Annotated in this window: 9 protein-coding genes; 3 read left to right on the plus strand and 6 right to left on the minus strand. The window is 69.4% G+C overall.

Going from position 1 to position 12,873, the window contains the following annotated elements; genetic code table 11:
- Positions 1-4 precede the first annotated feature (4 nt).
- Both R2733_26600 and R2733_26605 read left to right on the plus strand, forming a co-directional pair.
- Entirely contained in the window at positions 5-1,633 is a 1,629-nt protein-coding gene (locus R2733_26600; GenBank protein ID MEZ5380094.1) for an AMP-binding protein, read from the plus strand.
- A gap of 85 nt (positions 1,634-1,718) precedes the next feature.
- Positions 1,719-2,495 (plus strand): tyrosine-protein phosphatase, encoded by a 777-nt coding sequence (locus tag R2733_26605; protein ID MEZ5380095.1) that lies wholly within the window; start codon positions 1,719-1,721, stop codon positions 2,493-2,495.
- 9 nt (positions 2,496-2,504) lie between these two features.
- Here R2733_26605 and R2733_26610 read toward each other — a convergent pair whose 3' ends face one another.
- Positions 2,505-3,233, minus strand: coding sequence for a hypothetical protein (locus R2733_26610; protein MEZ5380096.1), 729 nt, complete (start codon positions 3,231-3,233; stop codon positions 2,505-2,507).
- 414 nt (positions 3,234-3,647) lie between these two features.
- On the opposite strand from R2733_26610, the gene R2733_26615 reads away from it, so the two are divergent.
- Entirely contained in the window at positions 3,648-6,029 is a 2,382-nt protein-coding gene (locus tag R2733_26615; GenBank protein ID MEZ5380097.1) for an oxygenase MpaB family protein, read from the plus strand.
- Here R2733_26615 and R2733_26620 read toward each other — a convergent pair.
- The 5 genes from R2733_26620 to R2733_26640 all read right to left on the minus strand — a co-directional run bounded on the left by R2733_26620 (position 6,002) and on the right by R2733_26640 (position 12,853).
- On the minus strand, positions 6,002-8,992 hold the full coding sequence (locus R2733_26620) for a BTAD domain-containing putative transcriptional regulator (GenBank protein MEZ5380098.1): 2,991 nt from the start codon (positions 8,990-8,992) through the stop codon (positions 6,002-6,004). The genes R2733_26615 and R2733_26620 overlap by 28 nt on opposite strands.
- Before the next feature lie 73 nt (positions 8,993-9,065).
- On the minus strand, positions 9,066-10,220 hold the full coding sequence (locus tag R2733_26625; protein ID MEZ5380099.1) for a site-2 protease family protein: 1,155 nt from the start codon (positions 10,218-10,220) through the stop codon (positions 9,066-9,068).
- Positions 10,221-10,320: 100 nt separating this feature from the next.
- Positions 10,321-10,773 (minus strand): hypothetical protein, encoded by a 453-nt coding sequence (locus R2733_26630; GenBank protein MEZ5380100.1) that lies wholly within the window; start codon positions 10,771-10,773, stop codon positions 10,321-10,323.
- Positions 10,770-12,188: a glycoside hydrolase family 3 protein gene (locus R2733_26635; protein MEZ5380101.1), complete on the minus strand. Its 1,419-nt coding sequence runs from the start codon at positions 12,186-12,188 to the stop codon at positions 10,770-10,772. Before R2733_26635 ends, R2733_26630 begins: the two co-directional genes overlap by 4 nt.
- Entirely contained in the window at positions 12,185-12,853 is a 669-nt protein-coding gene (locus R2733_26640) for a hypothetical protein (protein ID MEZ5380102.1), read from the minus strand. Before R2733_26640 ends, R2733_26635 begins: the two co-directional genes overlap by 4 nt.
- Between the last annotated feature and the right edge of the window lie 20 nt (positions 12,854-12,873).

The raw sequence follows: 12,873 nt of genomic DNA on the forward strand, positions 1-12,873 counted from the left end.
GCTCATGATCTTCCCCGCCCTCTGCGATATCGCAGCGCAGGCGCCAGACCGAACCGCCGTGATCGACCAACGAGGGCGACACCTCACCTTCGGCGAGCTGTGCGAGTCGGTCGAGCGGGTGGCGACCTCCCTGCGAGGCCTGGGTCTCGGGCCACAGTCGAGCGTCGCCCTGTTCGCACCGAACCGGGTCGAGTGGCTGGTCACCTCGCTCGCCACCGCCGCCATCGGCAGCCTGTCGATCGGGCTGAACACCCGGTTCCGCACGGCCGAACTCGACTATCTGCTCCATGTCGGCCGGTGCGATGCGGTGCTCGTACCCGACCGATTCCTCGGCGTTCGTCCCGCCGAACTCCTCCTGGGCATTCGAGACACGCCCCGGGTGCTGGTCGATGGCGATCCGTCGGCGTTCGACGCCCGATTCAGTCCAATCGCCTGGACCGACCTCGATCAAGCAGCGGCCCCGGCATCGACGTCACCCGAGCGGCCGACGGTGACGGGCGACGAGCGGTGGTGCGGCTTCACCACCTCGGGAACCACCGGCCACCCCAAACTCGCCGTCCATACTCAGGCCGGCACCCTCCACCACCTCCGTGCAGTCATCGACGCCTTCGACCTCGATCACGACACCGTCGCCTACGTGCCGCTGCCACTGTGCGGGGTGTTCGGCTTCACCGTCGCCTACGCCACCCTCCTCGCCGGCGGCACCACGGTGCTGCACGAGACCTTCGACCCCGCAGCCGGTGCCGCCGCCATCGCCGAGCACCGGGTCACCTTCGCCAATGGGTCCGACGACATGCTCACCGCCATCTTCGAACAACCGGCCTTCGACGGCGCCACCACGACCTGGACCAACGGCGTCTACGCCGACTTCACCAACAGCGGCCGCCAGGTCGCCGAACTCGCCGACCGGCTCACCGACGGCCGCCTCCGGTTGTCGGGGGTCTACGGATCGTCGGAAGGGTTCGCGCTCATGTCGCGCTGGCCTGCCGCCGCGCCGCTCGAGGAGCGTGCGGTCAACGGCGGTCGCCTCGTCTCCGACCAGCTCGAGGTGCGTTGTGTCGATCCGGCGACCGGCGCGGTCCTCCCCCACGGCGAGCCGGGCGAGATCCAGTTCCGGGGTCCAGGCATGATCGACGGCTACCTCGAGCACCCCGACGCACCAGAGACCACGGCCGCCACCGTTGCCGCCTTCACCGACGACCGCTGGTTCCGCACCGGCGATCTCGGCCACACGGTCGATGGCCGTGCCTTCGTCTACCGCTCCCGGCTCGGCGACTCGCTGCGACTGCGAGGCTTCCTGTGCGATCCCACCGAGATCGAGCATCACCTCGAACGCCACGAGGCAGTCGAGCTGGCCCAGGTGGTCGGCGTCGACCGACCGGGCGGCGAGGTCGCGGTCGCGTTCGTACGTCTCGCCCCCGGCGGCACCGCCACACCCGACGACCTCATCGCCCACTGCGCGAACGGTCTGGCCAACTACAAGACGCCCGATCGCGTGGTCATCGTCGATGAGTTCCCCGTCACCGACGGCCCCAACGGCGTCAAGATCCGCAAGGTCGACCTCCGGTCGGCGGCGATTGCCTGGTACACCGAACACGACCAGCTCGACCCGACGCTGTCCTCCTCGACCTGATCACCACCGCGATCAGCTCGCTCACACCGCCTTATTCACACTGCCTCATTCACACCGCCTCGCTCCCCATCCGAAAGCACACACCATGACGACACTGCCCGCACCCGGCCAACGCATCGACCTCGAAGGCGCCCTGAACCTGCGTGACCTCGGCGGTTGGCCGACGCTCGACGGCTCGGCGATCCGCCGCGGGGTCGCGTTCCGCTGCGACCGGCTCAGCCAGCTGACCGACAGCGATCACGAGATCTTCGCCGAGCTCGGCATCGTCACCGTGATCGACTTCCGCTACCCGGTCGAGGTGGCCGAAGACCCGTCGCGACTGTGGTCCGGGGTCGCCAACCACATCGAGATCCCCATGGCGGGGAAGCTGGCGCAGGAGAAGTCGTTCCTCGAGCGAGCCTTCGACGGCGAGATGGAGGGCATCAACGACGACTGGGTGTTCCAGACCTACGTCGACATGCTCGAGGCGCACGCCGACGGGTTCGCCACCGCCATCCGCCACGTGGCCAACGACGGTCCATCGCTGTTCCACTGCACGGCCGGCAAGGACCGCACCGGGATCATGGCGATGCTGCTCCTCAGCATCGCGAACGTCGACCGGGAACGGATCCTCGACGACTTCGAGTTGTCGAACCCCTACCGGGCCGAGCCTCGGATGGCGGCCCTCGCGCCGATCTTCGCCGAGCGCGGTCTCGACGTCGAGGACTTCCGCCCGGCCCTCGGCGCGCCACGACCGGCCATGGCGAAGACGCTCACCTGGCTCGACGAGACCCACGGTGGGCCACTCGGCTACCTGCGATCCGAGGCGGGACTCACCGACGCCGAACTCGGCGCGGTGCGATCCCTCCTCGTCGCCGACTGACGGAACGGATCAGACGCCGTAGGCCGCGGCCATGGCATTGATGCCATCGACCAGGGCTTGCCCCTGCTCCTCGCTCAGCTGCGAATACGCCGGCAGCAACAGCTGGTCGGTGAGCGCCTCGGCCGCTTCGAGCTTGGCGGCATCGGTCTCGCTGCTCTCGGGTGCCGACTCGTAACCGAAGGCGGCGACCATCTCCGGGCGCTTGATCGCATGGGCGACTGCGGGGTCGAGACCCGACGCCAACACGGCGAGGAGGTGAGCGCTGCCCCGCAGTTCACGCAGCACGGCCGCAAGCTGGGCGGCTCGACCGGGCAGGTCCTCGGCCCGAGGCTCGGCCGCGATGCCGGCGAACAGGGCGAGCGCCGCCGGATGAGCGGCGGCCACCACGGCCTCGGCGGCGTCGCAGTACGCCTCGAGTCCCTCGACGTCGGCCAGCTTGGCCCGGCCGACGTTCGCACAACACTCGTGGTAGACCCGACCAGCCTCACGAGGATCGAGGGTCTCCTTCGCCGTGTTCCACAGCTTGGCGATCAACGCCGGGCTGAAGTAGCCGAACGCGCTGGCCACCACGTCGGACTCGGCGTCACCGAGCACGCCACCCCGGCCGAGGATGTAGAACCGCATGCCATCGAGGCCGAGTTCCTTCCCCTTGGCCAAGGTGTCCGGGTGGAAGTAGAACGCGGCACCAACGTTGCCCGTCGGTCCGGCAGTGGCAGAGATCACAGCTTCTGGAGTCATGGCGTGAGCCTGCCATCTGGGTGACGGCGGTGCCAGTTGCCCACGCAGTCGGTGCCTGTTGCCGACGTTGTCGGTGCCAGTTGCCCGCGCAGTTGGGGCCAGTTGTCGACGCGGTCGGTGGCTCTCGGGGCGCCGTCCCGGCGGGGCGGCTGCGTATTTACCCCTTCCCTCCAAGGGGCACATACGCAGCCAGCACCAGGCCCAGTCCCCCGCCGCAGAGACCGACTGCGCAGCAGGATACGAAGGCCTCGTAAACGAGCCGTTAACGCTGTTTCCCCTGTTGAGGCCTACCGCCAAGCGTCCCGTCGGCGAGCTCACGACCACCACGACACACCCTGCGCCGCCCCACTACCATCGGCCCACCGACGGCGTCGGCGTCGGTGCCGGCAACGAACCACGAGGGGGCACGCCACGGTGAGACACGCGACGGCCACGTCGGTCTGGCGACCCGACCTGAGCGCTCGCCACTACGGTCGCGAGCGCATCGAACACGTCGCCTTCGTGCCCATGCCGGCCGCGCTCCGCAACGAGCTGATCACCGAGGCCTACGGCGATCTCGCCGATGCGATGCGCATGGTGTTGGGGTCCGATGACGCCACCTGGTGCACCTTCGGTCAGTGGGCGTCCCATGCCGTCGGCGACGTCCTTCGGCTCCCGGGTGCGAGTGTCGGCCGACTCATCGCCGCGGCGTTCGGCGACGGCAATCGGTCGGTCTTCGCCGACGTCGGTCGAGCCCACGCGATCTTCCTCGAGACCGTCGGCGTGGCGGCCGGGGTGGGGGCCGACCTCGACGCCGCCTGGGATCGCTGCGCCACCCAACTTCTCGAACGCTCACCAGCACCGCCGAGCCATCCCATGCAGGCGGCACCGCCGTCGCTGGTCGATCTGCTCCTCGGCAACGCGGGCGGCCCCGACGCAACCGGCCGCGTGCTGCTCCTGCGCGGCTTCCAGGCCTACCGCGACGCACTCGATTGCCACGATCCCGCCCAGCGATCCCGCACGATCCTGCTCGGCAACGCGCTCCTCGCCGTCCACGAGCAGCAGCGGCTGGGTGAGGCCATCACGATCGGTTTCCGTAGCTGGCTCCGCACCCTCACCACCGCCCATGTGCCCCTGCGCACTCGGTACCGCTGGCGCAACACCGACCCGCGCCACTGGCGGCTCCGCCTGGAAGACCGTTGGATCGATCTCGCCACTCGCCGGCTCGTCGGCATCGACCTTCCCGACCGTCGCATCGATGTCGGCCGGCCGCTGCCGCTGACCACCGACAGCGTCGAGATCCCGCCCCTCCCCGCTGGCATCGATCCAGCCGCTCCAGCTCCCCCGCTCGACGAGATCGCCACCGACGACCTCCTCGCGATTGTCTACGACACCTTCCGCGTCGATGGCCGAGCGTCGAGCTGCTGGGCCGATCTGGCCGACCGGATGGCCTACATCCTGCGCATGTTCGCCAACGAGCAGCGGTCCCGTGCGCTCCTCACCGACGGTGGCCTCCTCCGCCGACCGGTACCTCGAGCCGAGCTCGTCGAAGAGCTCGACCGGTTCGAGCAGCGCCTGAACTCGAACGACCCGGCCATCACCGGCGCCCCGACCGCGGTGTTCTCGAACGAACGGCTCGACGAACTCCGATCGCTCGCCACGCACCACTTCGCCGACCAGGTCGCCAACCTCACCTTCCAACAGGTCGCCGAGCGCACGCAGGTGCGACACCGACGTGGCTCGGATGCTCCCGATCCGCTCGAGGTGCTCGACCGCGAGTTCACCGAGCGGATCGCTGCGGTGTCGGGCCCCGAAGGGATCCTGTCACCAGCCGACATCCGCGCCTGTCTCGACCTCTACGCCGAGTCGAGCACGGTGATCTACATGGGCTTGCTGTTCCGCAGCCTCCCCGATGGCTATGCGGCCGCGAAGGGGGTGAAGGTGCTCGGCACCATCTCCGACCTCGCCACCGACCCCGTCCGCCGCATCGGTGAGACCGCCCAGTTCCTGCGTGACATCTTCGCCACCGATGCGAGCTGGACCCGCAACGGCACCGACCGCCGGATGACCCCCGACGGTCCGGCCGCCGAGTCGATCTTCGGCGTCCGCCTCCTCCATGCGCTCGTGAGCCGGAAGCTGCTCGACGCCGGGTGGGACACCGAAACCGACGGGCCCCCGATCAACGGCGAAGACCTCCTGGGAACGGCGTTGAGCTTCGTCGTTCCGGTCTTCGAGATGGTCGACGACCTCGGGATCGACATCAGCGACGAGCAACGCGAGGCCTATACCCACGTGTGGTGCGCCATCGGCCACCTCCTCGGTCTCCCGCTCGACGCCGTCACGGTCGACGACCCCAACGGGCGGCGTCCCTTCACCTACGCCGAGGCCCGAGACCTTGCCCGCCTCATCCGCTGGCGACACCACAATCGCTCGCTCGACGGGGTGCGGTTGGGCGAGGCGCTCGTCGCCGGTGTGGCCGATGGTTTTCCTCGGTTCTTCGATTGGGTGGGCACGGGGCTGTTCCAGGCGGTCGGCAACCCGGCGGTGAACCGCCTCCTGCTCGTCACCGAGCGTCGCGGGCGAGCCCGGTCCGAGGTCGTTGCCACCCTGGTGTCGGCCAGCTTGCGACACGAACGCACCAAGGTGTTCGCTCGCTCGTTCGTGCGTGTGGCCGGCCGCTTCTGGCTCGCGCCGTTCCTGGCCGAGGGATCGTCGCGACCCTACCGACGCCCCCTCACCGAGGCCGAGGCCGGGCGCCTCCAACCGGATCCGATGGTGTTGAACACCGACTACTGGCCACTCGGATTCAGCAGCTGACGCAGCAGCGAGCGGATCTCGCTCACGACCGCGTCGGTGGCCGCCGCCGGCGCCAATCGCCGGGCCGCACCGTGGGGCGGTGCGGTCGGCGGGGACACGACGCCGCAACGTTCGGCGAGCGCCTGGTAGGCAGCGACGTCAAAGTCGAGCATCGACGGGGGCGCGTCGAAGTCGTGGAGCGCCGATACGGCGGCATGGGCAGCGTCATCGAGGCCGGCGGCATCGAGGATCAGGGCGGCCCGATGACCGGCCTCGACGATCATCCCGTCGATCCCGACGCTTCGCCACAGTTCGAGCAGCGGGTCGAGGAGACGTGCCGCCTCGCGCAGCTCGCCGAGCGCAGCGTGCGCCCGGATCAGTCCGGACGTGGCCATGCCCTCGACCCAGAGGTTGGCAACCCCCCGGGCGACGCGGACACTCTCGGCGAAGTCGCGGCGCGCGGCGAGCGGGTCTCGGTCGAACTCCGCCACGCCTCTCCCGCATCGGGCCCACGCAATCAGCGAGGCGTTCTGTGACTCGGTGGCGGTCGCCAGACACTGTTCGGCGATGTCTCGGGCGACATCGACCATGCCCATCTTGACCAACCCGAGCACGACCCCGACCAGGATGTCGGCTTCACGGCTCGCATCGCCCTTCGCCTTGGCCGCCTTGAGCGCCGACATGATGGCCTCCTGCGCCATGTCGTCGTCGCCGCTCATGGAGGCGATGTTGGCCCGGGCCTGGAAGGCTCGGATCGGTGGGATGGCGTCGATCGCCGTGGCCGCTCGTTCGGCCCGGGCCGCCAGCGCGAGGCCCTCGGTCGTCAACCCCATGGCCCACGAGGCGAACGCCGCCGTGCCGAGCAGCTCGGGCGACGGCGTTCGCTGCTGACGCTCCATCGCTGCGACCACGGTCGGAGCGAACGACACGAGGCCGAAGTCGAGCCGCAGGAACGAGTACTCCCACAGATCGACGGCGAGGGTCTCGGCAGTGTCGAGGTCGTGGTCGATCGCCCACTGGAACGCCGCCCGGATCTGACCGGTTGCCGACCGGACCGTCGCCACCGCCACCTCTTCGTCAGGTCCGCGCAGATCGACCGCCGCCCGGCGCATCACGCTGGCATACACCCGGGCGTGGCGTTCGGTGAGCCGCCCCAGTGAGCCCTGGTCGACCAGACGCCTTCGGGCGTGCACGGTCACGGTCTGCATCGCTCGATACGCAGGGAGATCGCCGATCGCCGCCGACCCGACGAGCGACAGGGCCGCAAGCGCCTGGAGTTGCTGGGCCACGTCATCGAGCGGCAGCTCGAGCAATGCCGCCATGTCACGGGCCCGGAAGGGACCGACCATGACGCCGAGAGCCTCGTAGACCGGCAGCGCCGCCTCGTCGAGCAGGGCGATCGACCAGTCCAAGGCCTCGTTGAGACCGACGTGGCGCTGGTCGCTGTGGCGCGATCCGCTCAGAGAATCGAGGCTCTCCTCGAGTTCTCGCATGACGATCTCGATCGGCCGGTTGCGCAACCGGCTGGCGACCAGTTCGAGGGCAAGCGGCATCCGGTCGACTGCGTCGACGAGTTGGTCGAGCGAGGCGTCGGAGATCGTGCCCCTGGCGTCGAACCCGGCGAGTCGGTCGAGGACCAGGTGGCGGGCCGCGTCGTGGTCGAGCGCCGCCAGATCGACGCTCATCTCCGACTCGGAATCGAACGCCACCCGACTGGTCGCCACGACCCGCAGCGCCGGACAGTGGCGGACCATGGCCTCGGCCAAGGGGGCGATGGTGTCGATCACGTGCTCACAGTTGTCGAACACGAGCATGGCCGGCGCCATCGACAGCGCTCGGAGCACCGCTTCGATCACCTCGCCGCCGTGGCCACCGACGCCCAGCTGGGACGCCAACTCGGCGATGATCGAGTCGGGATCGCGGACGAGGAGATCGAGCCAGATCACCTGGCCGTGCGCGGTGCCCTGCGCGAGCTGGGTGGCCAGGCGGGTCTTGCCGACACCCGCCGGGCCGACGATCGTCAGGAGGCGGTGACGCTCCAACAGATCGGATACACGCTGCAGGTCGTCGTCGCGACCGACGAGCGGCGAGGCGATCGCCGGTACCGCCGGCTTGCTCTTGATGGCATCGAGGATGCTGGTGAGTCGGAGTGGCGCATCGGCGGTGGCCACCTGCGCCAGACGCTCGTCGAGCAGCAGGGTGGCATCCTGTTCGAGGATCCGAAGTTCGAGCTCGGCCAGCTGTGGCCCGGGTTGGAGGCCGTATTCCTCGGCCAGCATCCGCTCGGCCCGGCGGTAGGCCCGCAGCGCCTCGGCCTGTCGACCTGCTCGATAGAGCGCGAGCACGAGGAGTTCCCAGCGCCGTTCGCGGAGCTCGAAGTCGCGCATGATCGACGAGGCGGTGACCACGGCGTCGTCATTGCGGCCGGCGAACATCAGGGTTTCGGTGAGGCGCTCCTCGGCATCGGCGCGTGATTCATCGAGTCGGGTCTGGACACCGATCAGCGGTCCCAGGTCGCCCGTCGACTGGAAGGACTCGCCGTGCCAGAGCGCCAACGCCCGCTCGAACTGGGTGATGGCCTCGTCGTAGCGGCCGCCATCGACGAGTCCACGAGCAAGCTGCACTCGAGCGTCGAACTGGTGCATGTCGATCTGCATCGGGTCGACGACCAGCCGGTAGTGCCCCGCCTCGTTCACGATGGCATCCGCATGTACGTGGCCGAGCCGGTCTCGGAGCCGATTGACCACGACGCGTAGACCGGTGGCGGCCGTCCGCGGCGCCCGCTCGCCCCACAGGACCTCATACAGCACGTCGGTCCGTACCCCGGCCGGGTGCATGGCGGCCAACAGCGCCAACACATCGCCCTGCTGACCGGCGACCGCGGAGCGGGTGCCATCGCCGTTGACCACGGCCGTGGGGCCGAGCACACAGACGACCGGCGGTGGTGCCGAGTCGATGTCGTCAACCGTGTGGCCGGATGTCACAGGGTCACCCTACGTCAACGCGACCCTCGGTTCGTAACTCTGCTGCGACGGGTGTAGCGGCTCGATTCGCCGGTCAGACCGTCGGCGTCGGGGCGGGCCGGGCGCTGGTGAGCTGCTGCATGGACTCCACCAAACCGGTGGGGCGCCACCCATGGTCGATGACGACGAATGGTGGGGCGACGCCGCGATCGATCAGGCTCGACAGCGGCTCGCTGGCAAAGGCCGCTCGATGTTCGTCGACCGGCTCCATGATGTCGGCGACCGGGTTGGTGCCATCGTGATCGGCCGCCACCCACAGCGCTCGCAGGTCGATCAGCCCCCGCACGACGCGGTCGTCGTCGATGGCGATCGCGTACCGAGCGGTGGAGGGGTGTGGCAACAGGGCCCGCGCCGAGGCGGTGTTCGTGTCGAGGTGGATGCTCGGTGGCGCCGGACGGGCGACGTCGGCGACCGAGACGTGATCGAGCTGCCTCGACAGTGACAGCGACGCCAGCTCGGCGTCGCCGCCGCGGAGGAACATCATGGCGATGAAGATCGTCCAGATCGGGAGGCCCGAGTTCCAGACGAACAGCTCGACAGCAGCGAACCCGAAGGCGAGGTAGGCCATGACCTTGCTGACCGACGACACCCACCGGGTGGCCTGGAGGCGATCACCTCGCAACTTCCAGAGGGCGCCGGTGAGCACACGACCGCCATCGAGCGGAAGCGCAGGGAGCAGGTTGAAGAAGCCGAGGACGAGGTTGATCGTGCCCAGCCAGAACAGTGCTTCGGCGGCGATGGCGCCCGCAGTGACCCCGCTCACCGGGTCGAGGTAGGGAACGACGAGGCTCCCCGACACGGTCCGGCCGAGACCGAAGAAGCCGGCACCGAGCGCCAGGGTGGAAAGCGGGCCGGCAACCGAAATCAGCATCTCCGACGCGGGGTCGGGGGTGCGGCGGCTCATGGCGGCGGAACCACCGAGCAGCCAGAGGCGGATCTCGTCGACCCCGACGCCACGACGGCGGGCGACCAGGGCGTGGGCCGACTCGTGCACCAGGATCGAGGCCATGAAGCCGAGCCCGGTGAGGGCGGCCACCGACCAGGCCAACCCCGGGGCGACCCGGTCGGCCCACGAGGCGCCCAACTGGATGGCGAAGTAGGCGGCGAGGATCAGCGCGCCCGGGCCGATCTTCACCGGCGCACCGGCGATCCGACCCACGGTGATGGCGTAGTCAGATCTCCCGAACATGATCCAAGGTTAGACCTCGCCGGATAAGGCCCACCGAAAGTTCCTGGGTCGGGTCGGCCGAGTGCGCCAGCTCGATTTGGCCGACCGCTCGATCCGTCGCTCAACCGATGGGGCGTTCGGTGAGGCGGGCCACCAGCACGATGGCGACCACCAGACGTGCGGTCCAGCCGATGGCACGCACAGCATCGAACCGCATGAGCCGCCGATGGAGTTCGGGCTCGAACCCATTGGTCAGCCGCCCGTGGATCGGCGCCGCGCCGAGTCCGGTCACGGCGACCACTCCGGCGAGGAGGACGAGTCCGGCAAGTGACCAGCGACGATCGGTGCCGTCGGTGAGTGCCACCAGGGCCAGACTCGACAGGCCTTCGACTCCCCAAGGGACGAGCAGCACCCGGGTGATCCGGCGCATGTGTTCACGCTGGAACTCGGCGTAGCGCTCCGGGCCGACCAGCCCGAAGAGCGGGTAGTGCACGGCGTGGATCGTCCAGATGAGCCCGACCATCGCCGCCGTGGCGGCGAGATGGACGACAGCGAGCCAGGCCTCGGTGGTCACGGCTCGCCCTCGCCGCCGGAGTCGTCGCCGGTGTCGTTGGCAGTGGTGACCGTCGTGTTGCCGGTGTCGTCGGCGGTGGTGGTCGTCGTGTCCTCGGGCGTCGTGTCGGTGATCGTCGATTCGGTCGTCGTGTCCTCGGTCGCCGTGGTGTCGGCCGGACCGGGCTCGGGCGGGATCGGCGCCGGGCCGACCGGCAGCCCCAGTGCCGCCTTGAGCCGCAACACCCGCAGCACCGACTGGTCGATGCGCTCCTCGGTGAGTCGACCGTCGGCCACAGCGGCCAGCAAGCCGGCGGCCGCAGCCTCGACGTCAGTCGGCGCCAACAACAGGTCGACGCCAGCGAGGATCGATCGCACGGCGAGCTCGCCCGACCCGAGCGTGTCGACGGCGCCCATGTCGAGCGCGTCGGTCATCACCACGCCGTCGAACCCGAGGACGTCACGCAATTCCTGCTGCACGACGATCGGCGAGATGGTGGCCGGATCGCCGCTGGGGTCGAGCGCCGGGAAGGCGAGGTGACCGACCATCACGGCGTCGACGCCGGCGTCGAGGGCCGCAACGAACGGGACTCGATCGACCGCTCGCCATTGTTCGACGCTGATCCCGAGCGTGGGTAGTGACTGGTGACTGTCGACCTCGGTCGGTCCATGCCCGGGCCAATGCTTCACCACCGACGCCGCACCCGCCGCCTGATACCCGTCGACCACGGCCGACACCATCGCCGAGGCCACGAGCGGATCGACGCTGTAGGACCGGTTGCCGATCACGCTCGTCGTGCTGTCGGTCAGGTCGGCAACGGGTGCGAGCACCATGTTGATGCCCTGGAGCCGGAGCTCACTGCCGCTCAGCGTGGCGTCGGCGGCGGCGGCAGCCACATCGCCGTCGTACGACCGGGCCGATGGCAGCACGGTCACCTGGTCGCGCACCCGCACCACCCGGCCACCTTCCTGATCGACCGCCACCAGCAGGCCGACGCCGGTGTCGGCCACTGCACGGTCCTGGAGTCCGGCTGACAGCGCGGTCAGCTGGTCGGCGTCGGTGATGTTGTTGCCCAGATAGATCACGCCTCCGGCGTGGACGGCGGCGAGGGACGACCCGCTGTCGTCGGCGGTCGTGCCCCCGATCACCGGCATGAGGAGCTGACCGACCTTCTGTTCGAGCGTCATGGTCGCCAGCGTGGCGACGGCCGGCTCGATGGTCGTGGTCGTGGTCGGCTCGGTCGTGGTGGTGGTCGGCACCGTGGTCGTGGTGGTCGATGTCGGCGCTGCTGTCGTGGACGTGCTGCTCGGCGGTGCGGTCAGCTCGCTCTGCCCGCCGGTACACCCGGCGAGGACCGCCCCGACGGCGAGCAGGGTGAGCATCCGGGTACGCCGGCGATGGAGTGGCGCCGCCACGACCGTGGTCGAATGGCTCATTGGCCTTCCGGTTGCAGTGCCCGGCGCAGCGACTCGAACAACGGCGTTCCGAGCAGAGCGGCGAGCTCGTCGGCCAACGAGTCGATGACCATCCGCTCGCCGACGTACGCGCTCGGTGTGGCCTCGGGGTCGGTACACAGCCAGGCCATCGTTGCGCCGCCCGGCCCCCAGTCCTCGCGTTGCCAGCGCCGTAGCAACGTCACCGGCACGCCGTCGTCGTCGATCTGGGTGACCTTCAGCGGCAGTTGCCAGCACACCGACGGTTTCACGTCGATCGGCGACTCGCCGTCGTCGAGCGCCGCGAGATGCAGCGCACATCCTTCCCCGCCGGCGAACCCTGGACGGTTCAAGAACACGCAGGCGCCGTCGACCACGAGGGTGCGGCGGTTGTCCGGGTCGAAATAGTCGGCCATCCCGGCCGAGTCGCCGGCGTGGAACTGGAAACGGGCCGGGTCGAGTGAAAGGGCCGCCGCTCCCACCTGCATGGCCTCATCGCGATCGAGCAGCTCCGCTCCGACGCTGCAGCACCCCTGCCCCAACTCGTTGGCCGGTTCGTCGAGGATCCCCACGCAGTCGCAACCCCAGCGACACTCCCAGCGGGAGCGGAGGAAGTCGGCGTCGAAACGCCAGCGCCGACCCCCGGGTTCCTCCTCCAACTCGATCACCGGCGAGAGGGTAGCGGAGG

The organism is Acidimicrobiales bacterium (assembly GCA_041394265.1).
Taxonomy (GTDB): domain Bacteria; phylum Actinomycetota; class Acidimicrobiia; order Acidimicrobiales; family SZUA-35; genus JBBQUN01.